Source organism: Cytobacillus sp. FSL R5-0377 (genome assembly GCF_038004385.1).
Classification (GTDB): domain Bacteria; phylum Bacillota; class Bacilli; order Bacillales; family Cytobacillaceae; genus Cytobacillus.
This window is the reverse complement of sequence record NZ_JBBORA010000001.1, coordinates 879787-901279: the sequence shown is the minus strand read 5'-3', so window position 1 is coordinate 901279 and position 21493 is coordinate 879787. Positions and strand designations below refer to the sequence as shown.

Below are 21493 nucleotides of genomic sequence, written 5' to 3'. Positions count from 1 at the left end.
AAGGGGGAAAATATCCCCCTGACGTGTTTTACTAGAACGATTGAAAAAATAGGAGGGTGAATTCCATTGGCATTCCAATTTAGATTGCCTGATATCGGTGAAGGTATCCATGAAGGTGAAATCGTCAAGTGGTTTGTAAAGCCGGGTGACGAAGTACAAGAAGATGACGTGCTTTGTGAGGTTCAAAATGATAAAGCGGTTGTAGAGATTCCTTCGCCAGTTAAAGGTAAAGTAGAAGAAGTCCTAGTTGAAGAAGGAACAGTTGCAACTGTAGGTCAAGTTTTGATCACTTTTGATGCTCCAGGATATGAAGATCTTAAATTCAAGGGAGACCATGAAGATGAGGCTCCTAAAGAAGAAAAAACAGAAGGTCAGGTACAGGCAACTGCCGAAGCTGGCCAGGATGTAAAGAAAGAGGAGGCTCCTGCTCAGGATACACGTAAAGAAGGCGTCGTTATTTCTGAAACGGATGTTGATCCTAACCGCCGTATTATTGCTATGCCTTCAGTAAGAAAATATGCACGGGACAAAGGTGTAGATATTCGCCAGGTAGCTGGAAGCGGCAAAAACGGGCGCATCCAGAAAGATGACATTGATGCATTCTTAAATGGCGGTGCCGAAGTTAAGGAAGCGCCAGCTAAGGAAGCTGCACCACAAACTGAAGCCAAAGAAACTGCACCTGCAGCTGCTCAGGCGATTCCTGCTGGACAATATCCGGAAACACGCGAGAAAATGAGCGGAATCCGCAAGGCAATTGCCAAAGCTATGGTAAACTCTAAGCATACTGCTCCACACGTTACATTAATGGATGAAATTGATGTAACGAAACTTGTTGCACACCGCAAGAAGTTTAAAGAAGTTGCAGCGAATAAAGGAATTAAGCTTACATTCCTTCCTTATGTGGTAAAAGCATTAACAAGTGCATTACGTGAATTCCCTGCACTGAACACTTCAATTGATGATGCAGCAGGTGAAATCATTCAAAAGCACTACTATAACATCGGTATTGCAGCAGACACTGAAAAAGGTCTTCTTGTACCAGTTGTTAAGGATGCAGATCGCAAATCTACATTTGCCATTTCAAATGAAATCAATGAACTGGCTGGTAAAGCACGTGACGGCAAGCTTGCTCCAGACGAAATGAAGGGTGCTTCATGCACAATCACAAATATCGGTTCTGCAGGTGGACAGTGGTTTACTCCTGTCATCAATCACCCAGAGGTTGCCATTCTTGGAATTGGCCGCATTGCTGAAAAGCCGGTAGTGAAAGATGGAGAAATTGTTGCTGCTCCAGTATTGGCTTTATCATTAAGCTTTGACCACAGAATTATTGATGGAGCTACTGCACAAAATGCATTGAATCACATCAAGCGTTTACTGAACGATCCAGAACTATTGCTAATGGAGGCGTAATTACAAATGGTAGTAGGAGATTTCCCAATCGAAACAGATACTATAGTCATCGGTGCGGGTCCAGGGGGATATGTTGCAGCAATTCGTGCAGCACAGCTTGGACAAAAAGTTACAATCGTAGAAAAAGCTAATATGGGCGGAGTGTGCTTAAACGTTGGATGTATTCCTTCAAAGGCTTTAATCGCAGCTGGCCACCGCTACGAAAATGCTAAGCACTCAGATGTAATGGGAATTACAGCTGAGAACGTAAAAGTTGACTTTACAAAAGTTCAAGAATTCAAATCCGGTGTAGTCAAGAAGCTTACAGGCGGAGTTGAAGGACTATTAAAGGGGAATAAAGTTGACATCGTACGCGGTGAAGCATACTTTGTTGATGGTAATACCCTTCGTGTAATGGATGAAAATTCAGCGCAAACTTACACGTTCAAAAATGCAATTATTGCAACAGGATCTCGTCCAATTGAATTGCCAACGTTCAAATTCTCTAAACGTGTTCTTGATTCAACAGGCGCTCTTGCCCTTCAGGAAATCCCTGAGAAAATCGTCGTAATCGGCGGTGGTGTTATCGGAATCGAGCTTGGAGGAGCATATGCTAACTTTGGTTCACAAGTAACGATTCTTGAAGGTGCAGATGATATTCTAATCGGCTTTGAGAAGCAAATGACATCTCTTGTTAAACGCAACCTTAAGAAAAAAGGCGTTGAATTCATTACGAAGGCACTTGCTAAGGGTGTTGAAGAGAATGAAAATGGGGTTACAGTTAAGTTTGAAGAAAAAGGCGAAGAGAAATCTCTTGATGCAGATTATGTATTTGTAATGGTCGGAAGACGTCCAAATACAGACGAACTTGGCTTAGAGCAAGCCGGTGTTAAGATGACTGAACGCGGTGTTATTGAAATTGATAAACAATGCCGTACTAGTGTGAGCAATATTTATGCGATCGGGGATATTGTTGCAGGTCCTCAATTAGCTCATAAAGCTTCTTACGAAGGTAAGATTGCTGCAGAAGCAATTGCTGGCCATAACGCAGAAATTGATTACTTAGCTATCCCTGCGGTTGTATTCTCTGAGCCTGAATTGGCTTCTGTAGGCTATACAGAGCAGCAGGCTAAAGAAGAAGGAATTGAAGTAACAGCAGCTAAGTTCCCATTTGCTGCCAATGGCCGTGCCCTTGCACTTGATTCCACTGATGGTTTCTTAAAGCTTGTGACACGCAAAGAGGATGGACTTGTAATTGGTGCGCAAATTGCCGGTGCAAGTGCATCAGACATGATTGCAGAGCTTGGTTTGGCTATTGAAGCAGGCATGACTGCAGAAGATCTTGCTATGACTATTCATGCTCATCCTACATTGGGTGAAATTACAATGGAAGCAGCAGAAGTTGCTATTGGAAGCCCAATTCACATCGTAAAATAATTCAAAAAATCCTTCCCTGTCAGGGAAGGATTTTTTTAGGTTATTATTGATCTTCGTTTTCTTCATCCATTGCTTGGGTGAGCGGATAAATGATTTTATCTTTAGATACAGTTCCTTTTATTTCTACTAAAACTTTGTCCTGATATACTAGCATTATGGCTGGGCAATTTTCTACCTTATAATTGCTTAAGTTACTGGCTTCAGCTTCTGTTATCACTTTCATATCTTTAATCAGGTCAGGATAGCTTTTTTTTAATTCGATGATGGCATCATAATAGGATATTTCCTGTTCATATTGTTTTTTATCAGTAAAAAAAATAAGCTGCTTAACACTGTCGTCAATCCTCAGCTCTTCTTTTACTTCCTTATGATTGCATGAAGAGGTGACAAGCAAGAGTGCAGTAATCAATATCAATGGCACACCTTTCATCCTTTTGCCCTCACTTTATAATAAATTCCACCTTACACAAAAGACTGATATAAAACAGGCTAGAAGTCTTTAGATTTTTCCATTCCATTGACAGAAGGTGAGAAATTCATAATAAGTTATGAGTATTTTATCATATAGCAAATGGAAATATTAGCTTGTCACTCAAATGTTATTGAAATGAAAAATAAGAATTTCCTTTTAAACATATATTACAAACACAAGTGTTTCTTCTATTAAAAAATCGGGTATTGATTAAAAAATTTGGTGGTGGAGTGTATGAAAATTTATACAGCTCTTTTGCTGCAGATGATAATCTGGAGCGGATATACTCTCATTGAGTGGCTTTCAAAATATGATCAGCTGGTTTATAAAGTTATTATGTTTTTTGTTTTTTTCTATCTTGCAATTAATATTGGGAATTGGGTGATTAAGTCAGCAAAAAAAACATTTATGGTTACTGTTATGAGCCTAGGTCTGTATGCTTCGTTCCATTTGGCGATGTCCTATATTACTCATGGGTAAATGGAAAAGATACAGGCAATAAAAAAACGGCACCTTTACAGGTGCCATTCAGACTGTCGACAAACTCAATGAAAATTGAGCTTGTCTGCAGTCTTTCTTACGATTAGTCAAGCACCTTTAAACCGTTAATTTATTTTCTGTATAAATGAATCCCCTTCAACGTTGTGTTTGAAGAGGGGCCAGATTTATAGGTATACCTAATAGGCCTAGTGATTTCGCGTTTTTTAACTAGACCTGCCTTTGTGGTATTATGTACTAAACTATGATTGGGTGGCTAACCGGAAGTCATAGTTCATATTGTGTGTAATAAGGTGGAAGATAATCTTCAAAAGCTTATTCACACAGGCAATGGATGCAACCTTATGGCACTTGTTATAGGGTTGCGTTTTTAATTTATCGTAATAATCAACAATATGGTTTTGACTGAAACGGCGTAGTTTAATCATGTTCTGGATAATGATAAAAAGGAGCTTACGTAAATGCTTATTGCCACGTTTATTAATCTTGTCCTTGTAAAAGGTTTTACCTGATTGGTAACGGCGAATATCAATACCAGCGTATGCGTTTAGCTGCTTATTGTTTTCAAAACGTCTAATATCCCCTATTTCTGCCATTAGACGTACTGCGGTGTTTGAGCCAATCCCCGGGAAACTGAGGAGAATATGGTATTCAGCCCGGCTTTCTGCTAGTTGCGCCATGTCCTCGATACACCTTTCTTTCATGGATAGGAGTTCCTGGTAACGCCTAGCGTAAGATATCAGCTGGCTACACAGGACATCGGTTGACGAAACGGCAGGAAATGATAAATGCGCTGCTTCAAGCAATTGAGTAGCTTTTTTTTCAGCCCTTGCGGTAGAAATATTCTTATCAGTGTTTGTCCGGATTTTGTTCTTTATAACCGTTTTTGAATGTTGGAGCACCAAGTCTGGATGTGGGTACAATTGAACAATATTGAGGAATAGCTCTGATTTGGTTGTAAAGATTTTTTCCAGTTCCGGAAAGGTTAGCTGAATAACTTTATGCATGCGGTTGCGTGTTACGGATAACTCGTCATCAAGTTCACTGTAAAATCGGGATAGCGACTTCAATTGGAGAAAAAGATCTTCTGTGCCATTTCGATTAGTCCTTTGCGTTGAAAAGTGGGTAAGGGCAAGTTGGTGGGCATCACTCTTATCCGTTTTGTGGATCCTCAAGGAGTCGCACTGGAGCTTAGCTTCCAGGGGATTCAAGGAACAATAGGAAAAACCATTTACATTCATAAACCGCTCCAATTGCCTGGAATAGACCCCAGTTGATTCAAATACAATATGTGGCTGTTCACCATAACCTTCTGTTAATCTGTCGATCCTCTTCTTTAAGTTTTCAAATTCAGGCCGTGAATGCTTGATTTCTCCTTCATAAATACACTTTTTTAGTGTGTTGTAAATTACCATGTAGCTTTTGCCCATACTTACATCAAATGCGATGACATGTTTCACGTTATTTCCCCCAAAAAAGTTTTGAAGTTCCCTCACTTACTCTTATCGACTCCCATTTCTTATACACGATCTCAAGGATCCAACATACTTAAACCTGATTCGAATAAGGTAAGTGAAGAAGGTCAGTTTTTTGTACGGATTCTAAGATCCTAAGACTGCAACGACCTATTCTTCACTTCTACTATATAAAAAAATAGTAGTGCCAACCAATGCCTTGGTCAGCACTACTAATCTTAGTATGTTTTTTGTTTTAAAATAGAAGTAATACGATACTTGAGGTGATTAAGATGCTTTCTAAACATAATCCAATTCAACGGGATCAAATCGAAATGATTGCATTAGATGAACTTGTCCCAGCGGACCATTTGGTTCGCAAAATTGAAGCGGCGATTGATTTTTCCTTTGTCTATGATTTGGTGAAAGATATGTATTCAGAAGTAGGACGCCCAAGTATTGACCCTGTTATCTTAATCAAACTCACATTCATTCAATATACCTTCGGTATTCGCTCCATGCGTCAAACAATTGAGGAATTGAAAACAAATATGGCCTATCGGTGGTTTTTAGGATACGGCTTCCACGATAAAGTTCCTCACTTCTCAACTTTCGGAAAAAACTATGAGCGCCGATTTAAAAATACCGATCTCTTTGAACAGATATTCTATCGAATTTTAAAAGCTGCAGCTGAAAAGAATTTAATAAGTGCAGAACATGTTTTTGTAGATTCTACTCATGTAAAAGCGAGTGCGAATAAACGGAAATTTGAAAAGAAAGTTGTTCGAAAAGAAACCCGTGCCTATCAACAACGCCTTCAAGAAGAAATTAATCGAGATCGTGAAGATCATGGAAAAAAGCCTTTTCCGCCAGATAAGTTTGATAAGGAAGAATTCAAAGAAACTAAGGAAAGTACAACTGACCCAGAGAGTGGATACTATGTAAAAGATGAGCGTACAAAACAGTTCGCCTATTCTTTTCACGCTGCCGCAGATCGCAACGGCTTTGTACTAGGCACAACTGTAACCCCTGGTAACACGCATGATAGTCATATTTTAGAGCCATTGGTAGAACAAGTCATTGAGAAAGTTAGTAAACCAGAAGCTGTTGCGGCCGACGCAGCCTATAAAACACCTGCTATCACGAGCTACTTATTGAAAAACGACATCACACCTGCTTTACCTTACACACGACCTCGCACAAAAGAGGGTTTCTTCAGAAAACATGAGTATGTTTATGATGAGCATTTTGACTGTTACATTTGCCCAGCTGGTGAGATATTAAAGTATAAAACGACTACAAAGGAAGGTTATCGTCAATATAAATCAGATCCGCGAATTTGTGCTGGATGCCCGTTCTTGTCTCAATGCACACAGAGTCAAGCGCACCAAAAGCTCATTCAACGTCATGTGTGGGAGGAACATTTGGAAGAGGCAGACCACCTTCGCCACCATCAAAACGTCAAAAAAATCTATGAGAAGCGAAAAGAAACAATTGAACGTGTTTTCGCAGATGCAAAAGAAAAGCATGGCATGCGTTGGACAACTTTAAGGGGACTTAAAAAATTGTCAATGCAGGCGATGCTTACTTTCGCTGCCATGAATTTAAAGAAAATGGCCAACTGGACTTGGCAAGGCCCAGTAATAGCCTAGAAGATGACCTCGGAGAGGTTTACAGTCATGAAAAAATGCTTTCAAGTCCAATAAAAAAGTAAAAAGGGTCCGGAATAAGGCTATTCCGAACCCCTTTTGTCTACAAACTGAACGGCACCTTTACAGGTGCCATTTTTTAGGCTTTTTAGCTGTTTTTTTTCGGTATGACTTCTTCTTTAAACGATTTAGCCAGCGATACGACGATTAAAAGCATAATGACGGTAAATGGCAGTGCAGCTATAATAGAAGCTCTCTGGAGTGCTTCCAGACCTCCTGTCCATAAGAGGATAGCTGCAGAAGCAGATTGGATAATGCCCCAGACAAATTTCACTTTGCCCGCAGGGTTCAAGCTTCCGTTTGTTGTCTGCATACCAAGAACAAATGTAGCTGAATCTGCAGAAGTAATAAAAAATGTGCTGATTAAAAATATTGCTAGTATGCTTAGAACAGTGCTGAAGGGGAAGTTGCCAAACACAGTGAATAATGCAACCTCCATTCCCTGCTGGTTAATTGTTTCCATAATAGGCTTGGACTCAAAGAATTCAAGGTATATGCCTGTTCCTCCGAAAACTGAGAACCAAAGGGCTCCAAAAATGGTTGGAACAGCAAGCACACCGACGATAAATTCTCTTACTGTCCTTCCGCGAGAGATTCGGGCTATGAATGTACCTACAAATGGCGCCCAGGCAATCCACCATGCCCAATAAAAAATTGTCCAATCCTGAAACCATGTAAGCTCCTGATCAAAAGGACTAAGCCTGAAGCTCATGGAAGGAAGATTTTGAAGATAAGAGCCAATCGTTGTCGTAAACAGATCCATAATAAAATTTGTAGGTCCTACAAATAGCAGAAACAATAATAACGAGATAGCTAAAATAATATTTAAATTACTTAAGTATTTTATCCCTTTGTTTAAACCGGTTTGTGCTGATACCATAAATAAAACCGTCACAATCACAATAATAATTAATTGAGTGGTAATATTATTGCCAACACCGGCAATTGTTGCAGATAGTCCGCCGGATATTTGAATGGCACCCAGTCCTAATGAAGTTGCAACACCAAAAACAGTTGCAAATACTGCTATAAAATCAATTAATACCCCAAGTGGACCATCTACTTTGTTCCCCAGGAGTGGCCTCAATATGGAGCTGATAACTCCCGCTGCCCCTTTTCGGAACTGGAAATACGCGAGTGCAAGCCCAATGACTGCATAGATAGCCCATGGATGAAGTCCCCAGTGAAAGAAAGAGTACCTCATCGCTGCTCTTGCAGCATCAGGTGTCTGTCCTTCAGAGAAAGGAGGCTCATAGTAGTGATACATAGGTTCCGCAACTCCCCAGAACACTAGGCCAATTCCCATCCCTGCGCTGAAAAGCATGGCAAACCAGCTTAAGTAGCTATATTCCGGCCTGTCTGCATCTTTTCCCAGACGAATATTTCCATACTTGCTGAATGCTAATAGGATAGAAAAAATTAAAAAGATAGATGCTGCTAAAAGGTAAAACCAGCCGAATTTTTCTAATATGAATCCCTGGACAGATGCTGTAACAGCATCAAGGTTGCCTTTCGGCAGTATAGTCTTTGGTATAAGTCCCCATAAAATAAATATTGCTGTGAATATGACTGAAACCGTAAAGACGGGTGTCAGTTTCTTCATCAAATCCCTCCAGTCTTAATAATATAAACCTTGATAAAGTAATAAATCTTACAATCCTAAAATGCAGGTGTTTAATTATCCCGCTTTCCTGACAGTTTCTGCTTGATTGTTTAAAGCAATTGGAGGCTCAGCAGGGGAGAGCAGCTTCCTGAACAAGGCCCATTGAGCAAAATTGAGAGTGAGCAGCAATCCAAACCGAACTCTCAATTTTACTACTGAATGTTAAAAAAGGACTTGTTTCTGGTAAAATCAGTAGGTAATGGTAAGGTTTCATAAGGGGAACTACATTTAAAATGGCCAAGTTACATACTAACATTAATAAAAGTGAGTTTAAAGAAATATGCACTAAGGAGGTCACAATGAGAATAACACGACTTATTATAGCTATTTATTCTTTATTAATTCTGATGGCTTGTACGGATTTTTCTGCGGTTGAAAGTAAGCGAACAGAATTGGAAAAAGAGGAGGAAAAACTGAAAGATTTAGATGTTCAAGAATCTAATTCGGATGCGAACCAGGCAGGGGCTGATGAAATGCCTGCAGAAGAAGAGGTATCCCTGACAGAGCCTCAATACAAAATAAATGCAAACAATTGGACAGTAGAACCAATTAATCAGGCAAATTCAAAAGTTGTACTACTAACTATTGACGACGCTCCTGATAAAAATGCATTGGAAATGGCCAGGATTTTAAAGAAACTTTCAGCTCCTGCAATCTTTTTTGTAAATGGGCATTTCATTGATACACCGGAAGAAGCTGAAGTATTGAAGGAAATTCATGAACTTGGCTTTGCAATTGGCAATCACACTTATAGCCACCTTAATCTGGCAAGTTTACCTGAAGCACAGCAGTATAAAGAGATAGTTGGTCTTAATGATCGAGTTGAAGAGATTATTGGAGAGAGGCCTAAATTCTTTCGGGCACCATTCGGGTCTAATACAGATTACAGCAGGAAAATTGCTGAAGGTGAAAACATGGTGCTCATGAATTGGACATACGGATATGACTGGGAGGAGGAATATCAATCAAAAGAAGCTTTAACAGATGTAATGGTTAATTCACCCTATTTAGTGAAAGGTGCAAACTTATTGATGCATGATAGGAAATGGACAAAAGAAGCCTTGGAGGATATTGTGAAGGGGCTCAAGAATAAAGGATTTACACCAGTCGACCCAGCTCTGATAAGTATTGAAAAAGAATGAGAACAGCAGTGGCTGTTCTCAATTTTATAGAATTATTTTCTTTTATAAAAATACATTACTCTTCCATTAAAAAGGTGTAATTCACCTTGAAGCTTTTTAGCGAGAAATTTGCAAAATTCATTTGCCTTGCCTTTATCTCCGAATGTTGCACCTTCCGGCAATGTAACTTGTATGTAAGACTGCTCACGCTCAGAACCATCTTCATCCTTCACTTTTTCTTTATCAATGCCAAGCAATATGGCGTTATATCGGTCATGTTGAGAATATAGGTAAAACCAGGTCCCTTTTGCTTCAGGCTTCTCTTTAATATCATAAGGAAAAGCAGCATCATCATATTCCCATTTAATCTGGCTGCCTGTTTTTCCCGTAATATCCTTATAATATAAAAAAAGTTCTTTAAGTTCTTCTGTTGAAATATTTTCCTTAGCTGATGAAGGAACCAGTTTGATAAAAGAATTAGCCGCCAATTTCTTTCCCCCCATTATCCCCATAATTATGGTAATGAACATCCTCTTTTATTCTAGCATTAGATAAAATCTTGTGACAACTTAAAATAGTATGGTTACTTTATATTACTTGTCAAAGAGCCTAAAATGAATTATAATAATATTCTAAATATTATTATAAATAAGGAGGAATCTTATGGAATTTTTTGAGAAGCTCTATGATGAGCATGAAAACGTGAATGTACGTTTTGTTGGCTTTACGACAGAATCAACACGTTATGATTTCGGGATTGTATATACAAACCTCTTCTTTTCCAAGCCTCTGGTTATTTGTATGCAGACAGGCCGCTCAACTCTCCTCGACCCTAAAGATCTCGATGACATCGAATATTTGCAAAAGGCATTTAAGCTCGATTTATATGAACAGGCTGCGGATTTAAGAGAATTTTTCCTCGAAGCAATCCCCGGTGCCCGTTTTGAAGAACAATACGATTAATTTTATGGACTGTTTTAGCTAGGTTAGGGGATTATTGTTGGTTCCAATGTTGATTGCAGCGTAAGTTGTGAGATCATTGGAAATGCATTCACATTTTCTTCGTACTGTGAAAGTCATCGGGAGAAGTGGTAGAGGGTGGATGAGTCCACACATAGTACTGAGAAGGTTCATCTCCAGCCTATTTGATAGCTGAGCAGCGTGGAGAGAATCAACAGGCTGCATTGATAGGCAATAAACAATATTAAACGAAAAGAGAACATGATAAAAAACAGGCCAAAATTGGTCTGTTTTTTATATTATGACATACTAATAATAATGGATTTCCTTTTGTGTAACCGTACTTACCAAGAAAAAACAATAAATATGTTATACAATTGGGCTTGATAAATTAATAATGTTATATTATTATAGATTTAAAGATAAAGCGCTTTCAAAAAAACTCATTGAAAAGGAGAATGAAAAGATGGGTACAATCGTATGCCAGGCTTGCAATTCAACTATTGATCACTTTGAGGATGAAAAAGTAACTGTGTTATATTCAAAAAAATGCAATTGCTGTGATGGAGAAAAATCAGAAAAGACAAACAAATAGTGGTTGAACATAAAAAGAGCCTTTCCTAAATGGAAGGCTCTTTTGCATTATCTTATGGCTTTGTGCTCTTCAATAACGCGAAGGTATTTGAAATCATAATCCTCCGGCCCTTGAACAGGCAGTCCAGCTTCCATATTTGTTCTTATATAACGCAGGTTTTCCCTTGTAATGATTTCTCCCGGAATAAAAATGGGTATACCAGGCGGATAAACCATAATAAATTCTGCAATTATTCTGCCTTCAGACTCGTCGAATGGGACAAGTTCAGTATCAGCATAAAATGCGTCACGAGGTGTAAGTGATAAAACGGGAATATCAGGTAGAAGAACCTGAGTTTCTAGCTTTTCAGTATTCCCACTGCGTTCATTTGCCAGTTCGGCAAGTGCTGAAACTAAAATATCTGCTTCCCTTTCAGTGTCGCCAGGGGTCACAATACAAAGGATATTATATAAATCAGACATTTCTACTTCAATATTATGATGTTCCCGAAGCCAATTCTCCACATCAAAACCATTCAAGCCAAGCTCTTTGACTGAAATAATCAATTTGGTTGGATCATAGTCATGTGCAGCTTTGGTTTCCAGGATTTCTTCACCGACACAATAGAGTCTGTCAATTTCATTGATGCGGCGGCGAATGGATTTTGCCAAATCAATTGTCTTTTGAATAAGTTCCTTTCCCTCTGTAGCCAGACGTTTTCTGGCAACATCCAGGGAAGCAAGCAATAAATAGGAAGTTGAAGTTGTTGTCAGCATACTTAAAATGGATTGAACCCTTTTGGCCGAAACAAGATTTCCTTTCATATTTAAAATTGAACTTTGCGTCATGGATCCCCCCAGCTTATGGACAGATGTTGCCGCTAAGTCAGCACCAGCCTGCATGGCGGATAAGGGGAGCTCATCATGAAAATGAATATGAACACCATGGGCTTCATCCACCAGTACAGGAACATTATATGAATGTGCTATTTCGACGATTTTTTTCAAATCTGCTGAAACACCGAAATAAGTAGGATTAATCACCAATACCCCTTTTGCGTCCGGATGCAGTTCCAGAGCTTTCGATACTGATTCAGTTGTAATCCCATGAGATATACCAAGGTTTTCATCTATTTCAGGATGTATAAAGATAGGGGTTGCTCCTGAAAAAACAATGGCAGACATGACTGATTTATGAACATTTCTCGGGACAATAATTTTATCCCCGGGACCGCAGACAGACATAACCATAGTCATAATAGCTCCGCTTGTTCCTTGTACTGAGAAGAATGTTTTGTCTGCCCCAAATGCCTCTGCAGCAAGATCCTGGGCTTCTTTAATAATGCCTTTTGGCTGATGGAGGTCATCAAGCGGACCAATATTAATCAGGTCGATGGCGAGTGCATTATCACCAATATATTCCCTGAAATCCGGATCAATCCCGGCTCCTTTTTTATGGCCGGGTATATGAAACTGTACCGGGTCCTTTTTTGCGTGTGCAAGCAAACCGCTGAATAACGGTGTTTTGTATTGAGACAACTTATTCCCACACCTCTTTAGTAGTAATATTTCAAAAAGCTCAAGCTGATATAAAACATTTGCATTATAGCATTATTCAATACCTTTGCATAGAAAGTTCTATGCTGATTCGTTCTGTTAAAGCCTGCTGTCTCCCGGCAATAGCTTCTACATTTCAGTTTCCGTTTAGTTTTAGAAGTTTACAGGAATTTAAACCATATAAATCGAAATAAAAGTTAGGAAGAAATGGAGGGTACTTAAATGAACTGGAATACACGTGTGACAGACTTACTGAAAATTAAATATCCAATTATACAGGGCGGCCTTGCCCATCTTGCCTATTCCGATTTGGCTGCAGCTGTTTCAAATGCAGGGGGGTTAGGTCAGGTTACCGCCATGTCTCTCAGCAGCCCTGAAAAATTAAGAGAAGAAATTCAAAAGGTTAAGAAATTGACAGATAAACCATTTGGGGTTAATTTTGCTATTGGGCAGCATGGAAGGCCATTCTCCGATTATCTGGATATAGCCATTGAAGAAGAAGTTCCCGTCATTTCTATGACAGGTGGAAATCCTGCACCTATTTTTGATCAATTAAAGGGTGTAAATGTGAAGAAGCTTGTCCTTGTGGCAGCAAAAAGGCAGGCAGTAAAGGCAGAGGAGCTTGGTGCGGACGCAGTGATGGTTGTAGGGCAGGAAGGCGGCGGGCATTTGGGCAGGGGAGATATTGGAACCTTCGTACTCGTTCCTCAGGTGGCTGATGCTGTTTCCATCCCTGTAATTGCCTCAGGAGGAATCGGAGACGGCAGGGGGCTTATGGCAGCATTAAGTCTTGGAGCAGAAGGTATTGAGATGGGCACCAGATTTGTCGCAACAAAGGAATGCGTCCATGCTTCTGAATTATATAAAAACCGTTTAGTCGAAGGAACAGAGAATGACACAGTTGTAATAAAAAGAACAATAGGTGCACCTGCAAGGGTGATTGCCAACTCATGGTCAGAAAAGATACTCGAAATTGAAAAACAAAACGGCGGCTATGAGGAGTTAAAAGATTACATCAGCGGGAATGCTAATAAGAAATATATATATGAAGGGAAAGATGATAAAGGATTTGCATGGGCTGGACAAGTTATGGGATTAATTAAGGATATTCCCTCTGTGGAAGAACTATTCAAGCGGATTATTATAGAAAGTGAATCGATCAGGGAGAAATGGACTCAATAGTGTAGAAATGCATCAGGAAGATCATAAATGAGGTGAATTGATAATGGAATATCAGTACCCAATTGACCAGGACTGGTCAACAGATGAAATAGTGGATGTTATTAAATATTTTGAAAGCATTGAAATGGCATACGAAAAAGGAATAGAGCGGGAACAATTCATGAATGCATATAGACGTTTCAAGGAAATTGTTCCTGGGAAAGCCCAGGAGAAAAACATCTGCGATGACTTTGAAGAACAAAGCGGTTATTCCTCCTACAGAACAGTAAAATTAGCTAAAGAACGCTCAGCCGGGGACAAATTAAAAATGCAGAAATAGTTTTTAAAAAAACAAAACCTTCAGGATGCTGAAGGTTTTGTTTTTTTACTGACAAATTCACGTTCAGCAAATTATGTTTATGACAATTTGTATAGGGGTAATAAATTTCTAAATACAGAATCAGCTTTTTCGATAAACTGATCAGGTGACATGCGAATGGCATCTTCTCGGGAAAGATGATAGCCGCAAAGAATTTCCGCCTTTTTAACATTCTGCAGACGCTGAAACATGGATTTTAATTCTTCCTTGTCCAATTGCTCATGCAGAGCAGCAGCAGGTTTTGTGTGATCGCCGGACCAGACATAATCATTGGGTATTTCTTTATATATCTTGTCCAGGCTGTTCTCAAAAGACTTGCCTGCAGCCATTTTATTAGGTGCTTCATAGATGATGGCAAACCAGATAAATACATGTGTTTCCCATAATCCTATCTGGAAATGGGGAAGCATTTTATACCCTCTCGCATTGCTTGCAAATGCGACCCAAGTATCATTTGGCGGATTTTTTGTTCTTCTCGCATGTTTGGCAACATGAGGAAACATTTCATCCCCTGACAGGTTTGAAAGTAAAGGTGCAAAATGGCGGCCCAATTCTTCTAATTTAGGCCTAATAACAGATTTTAATCTGTCCATTCTTTCATCCAATCCATCTATTGTAAAGACATCGAAATCTTCGTTTTTAAAACCGGAAAAAGACATAAGCTGACCTCCTGTATACTTTGTCAAATATTGTAGCATAACCGGAAATAATCCAAAAACTTAATGCTCTATAGAATGGGTGAAATAAAGTATTGGGTTATCGCACAAATTAGTTGCAACCGAGAATTGTCCTTCATATGATAAAAGTAAAAATAGTCAGAAAACTAAACACTTTTGGAAGGGGTGTACTGTCTAATGAAACAACTAATGAATACAGTGAAAAAGAAAAATGGTGATAGGGAAAGAACAGCTGTTTTAAGGCTTGAAATGGACTATGAGCTTGCTACTTTGTTTGATGCCATGTCAGAAAAGGATGAAGATCTTCAAAAACAATCTAAACTAAAGCTGGAAAAAATCAGGCAGGAACTTCTTAGATTAAAAGCACTTTAAGATGAATTGCCTATAAAGGAGAAAAGCCAGAAAAAATGCAAATAAAAAGGAAAAATTAGAAACGAACTCCATGAAGCTATTAGGAGTTCGTTTATTATTTTCAATGAACAAATGGCGGCTTTTCTTCAGTAAATAATTATTCTCCCGGAAATGATAATCCCTATCATGGGAGAGTATATAACTTGAAGAACCTTTCTAATTCATTTAATCTAATTGTATTTTAATGTTATCACTATGCGGAGGGCTGATCCATGACAAATTGGAATGAGATTCATACATATGCCAAAGCCTTAATTAAAGAGGCGGGCGAGAATATTAAAAATTCTTTCAGCAAAACTCTTACCATAACCACCAAGTCAAATGCGAATGATTTAGTAACTGATATAGATCAGGAAACAGAACAATTCTTTATAAAGAAAATTAATGAACAATACCCTGATCACCGGATCCTTGGTGAAGAAGGGTTTGGGAATAAGTTAAGCGACCTTGATGGAATCGTCTGGATAATTGATCCGATAGACGGAACGATGAATTTTGTTCACCAGCAGAGAAATTTCGCCATATCCGTCGGTATTTACGAAAATGGGAAGGGCAAAATCGGATTAATATATGATGTTGTTCATGATGAGTTATATCATTGCATGAAAGGGAATGGTGTTTTCATGAACGATTTGGAACTTCCTCCCTTAAAGGAAACGGATGTGTCAAAAGCTATCATTGGATTGAATGCCACGTGGGTTACTGAAAATAAAAGGATTGATCCAGCACTGCTTGCACCCCTTGTAAAAAATGCAAGAGGAACCCGGTCCTACGGTTCAGCCGCAATGGAAATGGCATATATAGCATCTGGGAGAGTTGATGCATACATAACCATGCGCCTGGCTCCATGGGATTTCGCTGCGGGTGTGATTATGATTGAAGAATTAGGAGGAATTGCGACAACTGTTAAAGGTGAAGAGCTGAACTATCTTGAAAACAATTCTGTATTTGTCTCTAAGCCAGGTCTGCATCAGGAAATAATGAAAGAATACTTAAAAAATGGAAATTGGTAACATATCAAGCGGCAAGATCACTGATGAAGATTTCCCGTTCTTTTTAGAAGTCATTAGGGATAGTGCAGATTGGGAAAAGGAAGAAAAGTTCGAAAATAACCTCAGCAATTATATGGCCAGGTATCGGGAGTTAAATGGGGAATGGAGGATATGGCGTGTAAAAGGAGAACGAATAGCTGTCACTTACCATCTGGATTTATCTCCTTCCAACCGGAAGCCATGGCTTGGTACCATCCTTGTTAAAAAAGAAATGAGAAGAAAAGGAATTGGAACAGAGGTTATCAAACTGCTGGCAGCTGAGCTGAAGAAAAAGGGTGAAAAGTCTTTCTTTGCAGGTGTCCCTGACTATCGGAACAGTTGGGTCAATTTTTTGGCTGATGCCGGGTTTGAGCAGTTTAAAATCGAGACTTCCGACAATGGCCAGATGTTTTTAATAATGGTCCTGCCATTAATATAAAGAAAGCTGCAGCCATCCGCTGCAGCTTTTCTTTATAACAAACCATCTTCCCTCATCTTCTTTTTAGTCTTAAAACCAAATCCCATGACAAGAATCAAAGCAATAATGGCGATGATGATCCCAATAATGCTTCTTTCACCTATCGCAACGCCAATGCCCATCATACATATAGCTGCTCCCAGTGCAAAGGCTAATAAAGGCCACTTGATCTTCTTCATAATTTCACTCCCATGAGGATTAATTTAGTTGAATAATGGTGAAAAATATGTAGAGAATATACTGCCCAGCAGTAGAATTTATCAGAAATAATCCTTCTCTGCATTATTTTACACAAAATTTTTTTAGGTTTCTACAGTAATTGTGATATAATGTATCAGTTGTGAAAAAATGTTGAAAAATGGATTTGATTCAGTTTTTATAAATAGGAGGAAATCTTTTGAAATTAAGAGAAGATATTCGAAATATTGCAATTATAGCCCACGTTGACCATGGTAAAACAACATTGGTTGACGAGCTTTTAAAACAGTCCGGGACTTTCCGTTCAAATGAGCACGTGGAAGAGCGTGCGATGGATTCAAACGATCTGGAAAGAGAACGCGGTATTACGATTTTAGCTAAAAACACTGCAGTTAAATATAAAGATACACGTATTAACATTCTAGATACGCCAGGGCACGCGGACTTTGGCGGTGAAGTAGAACGTATCATGAAAATGGTTGATGGTGTTTTATTAGTAGTTGATGCATATGAAGGATGTATGCCTCAAACGCGTTTTGTTCTTAAAAAGGCTTTGGAACAAAAGCTGACGCCAATCGTTGTTGTAAATAAAATAGACAAACCATCTGCCCGTCCAACTGAAGTTGTCGACGAAGTAATCGATTTGTTTATTGAACTGGGTGCAGATGAAGATCAGCTTGAATTCCCAGTAATATACGCGTCGGCTATTGCCGGTACTGCAAGCACAACTCCTGATAAACAGGATGATGATATGCATTCGGTTTATGAAGCAATTATTGACCATATACCGGCACCTAAGGATAATCGGGAAGAGCCGCTTCAATTCCAGGTTGCCCTTTTAGATTATAATGATTATGTAGGGAGAATTGGGATTGGCCGTGTATTCAGGGGAACCATTAAGGTTGGCCAGCAAGTTGCCCTAATGAAGCTTGATGGTTCGGTCAAACAATTCCGCGTTACTAAAATCTTTGGATTCTTCGGCTTAAAGCGCGAAGAGATTCAAGAAGCATATCCTGGAGATTTAATCGCTGTCTCCGGAATGGAAGACATCAACGTTGGGGAAACAATCTGCCCAGTCGAGCATCAGGAAGCACTTCCTGTTCTTAGAATAGATGAGCCAACATTGCAGATGACGTTCGTTGTTAATAACAGCCCTTTTGCAGGCAGGGAAGGCAAGTATATTACAGCCAGAAAAGTTGAAGAGAGATTACGTGCCCAGCTTGAGACAGATGTCAGCCTTCGTGTCGAAAATACAGATTCACCAGACGCTTGGGTTGTATCAGGACGTGGAGAACTTCATCTATCAATCCTGATCGAAAATATGCGCCGTGAAGGTTTTGAATTGCAGGTTTCCAAGCCTGAAGTAATTATTAGAGAAATTGATGGTGTTCGCTGTGAACCTGTAGAACGTGTTCAAATCGATGTGCCAGAAGATAATACCGGCGCAATCATTGAATCAATGGGTACACGTAAAGGTGAAATGCTTGACATGGTTAATAACGGAAATGGCCAAGTGCGTTTAACTTTCAATGTCCCAGCACGCGGACTAATCGGCTACTCCACGGAATTTATGACACTTACTCGGGGATATGGTATTATCAATCACACATTTGATAGCTACCAGCCTGAAATTAAAGGTCAAATTGGAGGCAGAAGCAAAGGTGTGCTTGTGTCCATGGAAAGCGGAAAGTCATCCACTTATGGTATTATGCAGGTAGAGGATAGAGGTACCATTTTCGTAGAACCAGGTACAGAGATTTATGAAGGAATGATTGTTGGAGAGCATACACGTGAAAATGACCTTACTGTCAATATCACTAAAGTAAAGCATGCAACAAACATCCGTTCCGCTAACAAGGATCAAACGAATGTAATTAAAAAGCCCCGCATCCTGACTCTGGAAGAAGCACTTGAATACTTAAATGATGATGAGCTGCTTGAAGTAACACCTGAGTCAATCAGATTGCGCAAGAAAATTCTTGATAAGAATGAACGTGAAAGAATGGCCAAGAAGAAGAAATACGCTGAAACTAACTAAGACTAAGAAGGGGGAGGAGAAAAGGATATGGATGTATCACAGCGCCTGTCTTTCTTTGCAGCTTTGTTCAAGGTCGATGAGAATCCCGCAACCGGAATGTGGCTTCTTTATATAACAATTGTTTTGCTTTCAATCTTGGTATTCAAACTGGGATTTGCCAAGAAACTCCCTATTTTAAAATCAGCTTTGATATACACTTTCTTGATTTTAGGCTGTACGGTGCTGACATTTCTTGGAGTTTTCCTTCCTGTGGCAGAAGGTCTTGTTGTGGCTGCATTAATCCTGATTATTTACAAAATCCGTCTTAACCAGGAAAAGAAGGAACAGGCAAAGGCGGAATAACAGGGAGAGGCTAAGATGAAATCTTTGCAGGATTCACTGTATAACTGGCTGACGATAAAAATTGTCTGTGATGATCGACCGGACGATACAGCGGCAGCAGACACTGAGAAAATGTTTCTGGAAATTCTTACGGAAGAGTATAATATTTCTGATTTGGAGTTTGAAAAAGATGACGTGATGTACTATGTACATTATACCAAGGGGGAAGAACGGAATAAGAGCCGTTTTCCCCGAGAATTAATAGAAGTAATGCTTAATCAGATTCAAAGTGAACCAGAAAAATATGTGAATTATCCGGAGGATTAAAGAAAGCCGCCCAGACTAATTTAGAGTGACCCAGTAAAATGAGACAAGGAAAAAACACCCCCTGAATCGTATTTAATATCTATACGATTTTTGGAGGTGTTTTTCTTATGGGGACAAGAGTTCATTATCCAGAAGAAATAAAGTGGGAAGCGATTAAGTTAAAGCAAAAGGGATTAAGCAATCAGGCAATTATGGAACAGCTCGGAATTAGAAATGTTTCACAAATCAAAACTTGGATGAAATGGCATAGAGAAGGTCAGGTTCACCGGTTTTCTCAGCCCGTAGGCAAACAATACACGTATGGTAAGGGGCCAGACGAATTAAGTGAAGTAGATGAATTAAGAAGGAAGAATAAACAATTGGAGATGCAGCTGGATATTTTAAAAAAGTACCAAGAGATAGAAAGGAGCTGGAGCCGCAAGTCGTGTTAAAAGTCGTAGAGGAGCTGTCTTCTGTGTATTCTATAATCAGTATTTTAGGTACCTTGGAAGTACCAAAAGCTACTTATTATCGGTGGAAGAAAAAGTATATTCACACCATAATGAGTCCATTAGAAGAGCTTATAGTACATCTTTGCGAGGAAAATCATTTTCGTTATGGTCACCGGAAAATTAAAGCTCTTCTCAAACGAAATCATCGGGTTGATGTTAATCGGAAGACAGTCCAAAGAATTATGCAAAAATACAAAGTGCAATGCCAGATAAAGGTGAAGCGACCTAAATACTTAAATGGAGAAACCAATATTATTGTTGAAAACTTATTAAATCGGCAATTTAGAGCAGATAAGCCGAATGAGAAGTGGGTCACAGATATTACATATCTGCCTTATGGTCCATCAATGGTCTATCTGTCGACAATTATGGATTTGTACAACAATGAAATTGTAGCGTTTAAGGTGAGCACAAGCCAGGAAACTCAATTGGTTTTAAGCACCCTTCGGGAAGCTCTAGAAAAAAGAAAACCAGCTGAAGGAATCATGATTCATACGGATCAGGGGGCTGTGTATACCTCCTATGCGTTTCAGAATATGGCAAAAGAAAACGGCATGATCACAAGCATGTCCCGAAAGGGAAACTGCCATGATAATGCCGTCATCGAATCCTTTCACTCCTCGCTAAAGTCGGAAGGATTCAAAGATCAAAAAAGATCTTCTCTTTCTCATTGTAAGTTAGTAAATATCGTAAATCAATATATGAGTTATTATAACGAAATACGCATTCAGGCAAAATTAAACTACCTGTCCCCTATTGAATATAGAGGACAGGCAGCATAGGTGTTTTTTCTAAGTCTCAAAACCGCGGGTCAGTCCAAATTGTTTGGGGCGGCTTTTTTTTGAATGTGTCCAGTTTACCATTCTTCCTCCTGGACTTTGCTCCGATATAGCTTGAAGTTTCCAGTATCAGCTCTTTTTTGTGTTCTTTCTGTAATTCTTGTTTCGCATGGTCTGCACATATATGTGTGAATTGGGCGGTTGCGGAGACGTTTAGCCTGTAGGGACTCGTTTTCAATGGATTCAATTTTATCGCATAATACACATTTTACTCGCATTGGACACCTCATATTGTTTTAACTGTTGTTAATACCATTATAGTATAAGTTAAGGCTCGATTCGAATGCTTTGCAGCAATTTAATTTT

The 21493-nt window shown here is 39.2% G+C and carries 24 protein-coding genes; 16 read left to right on the top strand and 8 right to left on the bottom strand.

Annotated features, from left to right (window positions below; genetic code table 11):
* Nucleotides 1-66: 66 nt before the first annotated feature.
* Together NSQ49_RS04415 and lpdA are read left to right on the top strand one after the other, a co-directional pair.
* Nucleotides 67-1413, top strand: a complete 1347-nt coding sequence (locus NSQ49_RS04415; protein WP_159862509.1) for a dihydrolipoamide acetyltransferase family protein — start codon at nt 67-69, stop codon at nt 1411-1413.
* A 6-nt stretch (nt 1414-1419) separates the two neighbouring features.
* Nucleotides 1420-2829, top strand: coding sequence for a dihydrolipoyl dehydrogenase (gene lpdA / locus NSQ49_RS04410; protein ID WP_076261605.1), 1410 nt, complete (start codon nt 1420-1422; stop codon nt 2827-2829).
* Nucleotides 2830-2872: 43 nt separating this feature from the next.
* On the opposite strand, the gene NSQ49_RS04405 is transcribed toward lpdA, so the two are convergent.
* Entirely contained in the window at nt 2873-3259 is a 387-nt protein-coding gene (locus tag NSQ49_RS04405; RefSeq protein WP_159862510.1) for a small peptidoglycan-associated lipoprotein, read from the bottom strand.
* A 276-nt stretch (nt 3260-3535) separates the two neighbouring features.
* Here NSQ49_RS04405 and NSQ49_RS04400 point away from each other — a divergent pair, with 276 nt between their 5' ends.
* The gene (locus tag NSQ49_RS04400) at nt 3536-3781 is read left to right on the top strand and encodes a hypothetical protein (protein WP_159862511.1); all 246 of its coding nucleotides are present in this window, start codon (nt 3536-3538) and stop codon (nt 3779-3781) included.
* A 260-nt stretch (nt 3782-4041) separates the two neighbouring features.
* Here NSQ49_RS04400 and NSQ49_RS04395 read toward each other — a convergent pair whose 3' ends face one another.
* The gene (locus NSQ49_RS04395) at nt 4042-5259 is read right to left on the bottom strand and encodes an IS110 family transposase (protein ID WP_159871966.1); all 1218 of its coding nucleotides are present in this window, start codon (nt 5257-5259) and stop codon (nt 4042-4044) included.
* Between the two features lie 287 nt (nt 5260-5546).
* On the opposite strand from NSQ49_RS04395, the gene NSQ49_RS04390 reads away from it, so the two are divergent.
* The gene (locus NSQ49_RS04390; protein ID WP_159871981.1) at nt 5547-6905 is read left to right on the top strand and encodes an IS1182 family transposase; all 1359 of its coding nucleotides are present in this window, start codon (nt 5547-5549) and stop codon (nt 6903-6905) included.
* A 145-nt stretch (nt 6906-7050) separates the two neighbouring features.
* Here NSQ49_RS04390 and NSQ49_RS04385 read toward each other — a convergent pair whose 3' ends face one another.
* Entirely contained in the window at nt 7051-8565 is a 1515-nt protein-coding gene (locus NSQ49_RS04385) for a glycine betaine uptake BCCT transporter (RefSeq protein ID WP_159862512.1), read from the bottom strand.
* Between the two features lie 359 nt (nt 8566-8924).
* Here NSQ49_RS04385 and NSQ49_RS04380 point away from each other — a divergent pair, with 359 nt between their 5' ends.
* Complete coding sequence (locus NSQ49_RS04380; protein WP_251284975.1) at nt 8925-9767, top strand: polysaccharide deacetylase family protein; 843 nt, start codon at nt 8925-8927, stop codon at nt 9765-9767.
* A gap of 32 nt (nt 9768-9799) precedes the next feature.
* Here the strand turns inward: NSQ49_RS04380 and NSQ49_RS04375 are convergent, their stop codons facing one another.
* Nucleotides 9800-10234 carry a DUF1885 family protein gene (locus NSQ49_RS04375; RefSeq protein WP_251284976.1) on the bottom strand — a complete coding sequence of 145 codons (435 nt, stop codon included), beginning with the start codon at nt 10232-10234 and terminating at the stop codon, nt 9800-9802.
* Between the two features lie 175 nt (nt 10235-10409).
* Between NSQ49_RS04375 and NSQ49_RS04370 the strand changes: the two genes are divergently transcribed.
* Together NSQ49_RS04370 and NSQ49_RS04365 are read left to right on the top strand one after the other, a co-directional pair.
* On the top strand, nt 10410-10709 hold the full coding sequence (locus NSQ49_RS04370) for a DUF3055 domain-containing protein (protein ID WP_159862514.1): 300 nt from the start codon (nt 10410-10412) through the stop codon (nt 10707-10709).
* Nucleotides 10710-11172: 463 nt separating this feature from the next.
* The gene (locus NSQ49_RS04365; protein ID WP_061793428.1) at nt 11173-11301 is read left to right on the top strand and encodes a GapA-binding peptide SR1P; all 129 of its coding nucleotides are present in this window, start codon (nt 11173-11175) and stop codon (nt 11299-11301) included.
* 47 nt (nt 11302-11348) lie between these two features.
* Here the strand turns inward: NSQ49_RS04365 and NSQ49_RS04360 are convergent, their stop codons facing one another.
* Complete coding sequence (locus NSQ49_RS04360) at nt 11349-12818, bottom strand: aminotransferase class I/II-fold pyridoxal phosphate-dependent enzyme (RefSeq protein ID WP_159862516.1); 1470 nt, start codon at nt 12816-12818, stop codon at nt 11349-11351.
* 240 nt (nt 12819-13058) lie between these two features.
* On the opposite strand from NSQ49_RS04360, the gene NSQ49_RS04355 reads away from it, so the two are divergent.
* On the top strand, nt 13059-14018 hold the full coding sequence (locus tag NSQ49_RS04355; protein WP_251284977.1) for an NAD(P)H-dependent flavin oxidoreductase: 960 nt from the start codon (nt 13059-13061) through the stop codon (nt 14016-14018).
* Nucleotides 14019-14061: 43 nt separating this feature from the next.
* Nucleotides 14062-14337, top strand: coding sequence for a UPF0223 family protein (locus NSQ49_RS04350; RefSeq protein WP_159862518.1), 276 nt, complete (start codon nt 14062-14064; stop codon nt 14335-14337).
* Between the two features lie 77 nt (nt 14338-14414).
* Here NSQ49_RS04350 and NSQ49_RS04345 read toward each other — a convergent pair whose 3' ends face one another.
* Nucleotides 14415-15035, bottom strand: a complete 621-nt coding sequence (locus tag NSQ49_RS04345; protein ID WP_251284978.1) for a YktB family protein — start codon at nt 15033-15035, stop codon at nt 14415-14417.
* Nucleotides 15036-15230: 195 nt separating this feature from the next.
* Here NSQ49_RS04345 and NSQ49_RS04340 point away from each other — a divergent pair, with 195 nt between their 5' ends.
* The 3 genes from NSQ49_RS04340 (at nt 15231) to NSQ49_RS04330 (ending at nt 16934) form a co-directional block, all read left to right on the top strand.
* Complete coding sequence (locus NSQ49_RS04340) at nt 15231-15425, top strand: hypothetical protein (protein WP_159862520.1); 195 nt, start codon at nt 15231-15233, stop codon at nt 15423-15425.
* A gap of 251 nt (nt 15426-15676) precedes the next feature.
* Complete coding sequence (locus NSQ49_RS04335) at nt 15677-16477, top strand: inositol monophosphatase family protein (RefSeq protein ID WP_251284979.1); 801 nt, start codon at nt 15677-15679, stop codon at nt 16475-16477.
* Complete coding sequence (locus NSQ49_RS04330; RefSeq protein WP_251284980.1) at nt 16464-16934, top strand: GNAT family N-acetyltransferase; 471 nt, start codon at nt 16464-16466, stop codon at nt 16932-16934. Before NSQ49_RS04335 ends, NSQ49_RS04330 begins: the two co-directional genes overlap by 14 nt.
* Nucleotides 16935-16966: 32 nt before the next feature.
* Here NSQ49_RS04330 and NSQ49_RS04325 read toward each other — a convergent pair whose 3' ends face one another.
* The gene (locus NSQ49_RS04325) at nt 16967-17152 is read right to left on the bottom strand and encodes a YlaF family protein (protein WP_159862523.1); all 186 of its coding nucleotides are present in this window, start codon (nt 17150-17152) and stop codon (nt 16967-16969) included.
* A gap of 218 nt (nt 17153-17370) precedes the next feature.
* Here NSQ49_RS04325 and typA point away from each other — a divergent pair, with 218 nt between their 5' ends.
* From typA to NSQ49_RS04305, 4 genes are all read left to right on the top strand, one after another.
* Entirely contained in the window at nt 17371-19209 is a 1839-nt protein-coding gene (typA, locus tag NSQ49_RS04320; protein WP_251284981.1) for a translational GTPase TypA, read from the top strand.
* A 27-nt stretch (nt 19210-19236) separates the two neighbouring features.
* On the top strand, nt 19237-19551 hold the full coding sequence (locus tag NSQ49_RS04315; protein ID WP_159862525.1) for a YlaH-like family protein: 315 nt from the start codon (nt 19237-19239) through the stop codon (nt 19549-19551).
* A 15-nt stretch (nt 19552-19566) separates the two neighbouring features.
* Complete coding sequence (locus NSQ49_RS04310; RefSeq protein WP_159862526.1) at nt 19567-19857, top strand: hypothetical protein; 291 nt, start codon at nt 19567-19569, stop codon at nt 19855-19857.
* Between the two features lie 107 nt (nt 19858-19964).
* Nucleotides 19965-21130, top strand: a protein-coding gene (locus tag NSQ49_RS04305) for an IS3 family transposase (protein ID WP_341070436.1) whose coding sequence is annotated in 2 segments (ribosomal slippage) — nt 19965-20241 and nt 20241-21130 — 1167 coding nt in all. Because the reading frame shifts where the segments join, the coding sequence is not laid out codon by codon here.
* Between the two features lie 74 nt (nt 21131-21204).
* On the opposite strand, the gene NSQ49_RS04300 is transcribed toward NSQ49_RS04305, so the two are convergent.
* A complete protein-coding gene (locus NSQ49_RS04300) occupies nt 21205-21405 on the bottom strand; it encodes a YlaI family protein (protein WP_159862527.1) in 201 nt (66 codons plus the stop codon).
* Nucleotides 21406-21493 lie beyond the last annotated feature (88 nt).

Coding starts and splice junctions, on each gene's coding strand:
- NSQ49_RS04385 (WP_159862512.1), bottom strand. CDS start 8,565: ATGAAGAAACTGACACCCGTCTTTACGGTTTCAGTCATATTCACAGCA.
- NSQ49_RS04370 (WP_159862514.1), top strand. CDS start 10,410: ATGGAATTTTTTGAGAAGCTCTATGATGAGCATGAAAACGTGAATGTA.
- NSQ49_RS04315 (WP_159862525.1), top strand. CDS start 19,237: ATGGATGTATCACAGCGCCTGTCTTTCTTTGCAGCTTTGTTCAAGGTC.
- NSQ49_RS04350 (WP_159862518.1), top strand. CDS start 14,062: ATGGAATATCAGTACCCAATTGACCAGGACTGGTCAACAGATGAAATA.
- NSQ49_RS04330 (WP_251284980.1), top strand. CDS start 16,464: ATGGAAATTGGTAACATATCAAGCGGCAAGATCACTGATGAAGATTTC.
- NSQ49_RS04390 (WP_159871981.1), top strand. CDS start 5,547: ATGCTTTCTAAACATAATCCAATTCAACGGGATCAAATCGAAATGATT.
- lpdA (WP_076261605.1), top strand. CDS start 1,420: ATGGTAGTAGGAGATTTCCCAATCGAAACAGATACTATAGTCATCGGT.
- NSQ49_RS04335 (WP_251284979.1), top strand. CDS start 15,677: ATGACAAATTGGAATGAGATTCATACATATGCCAAAGCCTTAATTAAA.
- NSQ49_RS04300 (WP_159862527.1), bottom strand. CDS start 21,405: ATGCGAGTAAAATGTGTATTATGCGATAAAATTGAATCCATTGAAAAC.
- NSQ49_RS04380 (WP_251284975.1), top strand. CDS start 8,925: ATGAGAATAACACGACTTATTATAGCTATTTATTCTTTATTAATTCTG.
- NSQ49_RS04345 (WP_251284978.1), bottom strand. CDS start 15,035: ATGTCTTTTTCCGGTTTTAAAAACGAAGATTTCGATGTCTTTACAATA.
- NSQ49_RS04340 (WP_159862520.1), top strand. CDS start 15,231: ATGAAACAACTAATGAATACAGTGAAAAAGAAAAATGGTGATAGGGAA.
- NSQ49_RS04400 (WP_159862511.1), top strand. CDS start 3,536: ATGAAAATTTATACAGCTCTTTTGCTGCAGATGATAATCTGGAGCGGA.
- NSQ49_RS04355 (WP_251284977.1), top strand. CDS start 13,059: ATGAACTGGAATACACGTGTGACAGACTTACTGAAAATTAAATATCCA.
- NSQ49_RS04310 (WP_159862526.1), top strand. CDS start 19,567: ATGAAATCTTTGCAGGATTCACTGTATAACTGGCTGACGATAAAAATT.
- NSQ49_RS04405 (WP_159862510.1), bottom strand. CDS start 3,259: ATGAAAGGTGTGCCATTGATATTGATTACTGCACTCTTGCTTGTCACC.
- NSQ49_RS04365 (WP_061793428.1), top strand. CDS start 11,173: ATGGGTACAATCGTATGCCAGGCTTGCAATTCAACTATTGATCACTTT.
- NSQ49_RS04325 (WP_159862523.1), bottom strand. CDS start 17,152: ATGAAGAAGATCAAGTGGCCTTTATTAGCCTTTGCACTGGGAGCAGCT.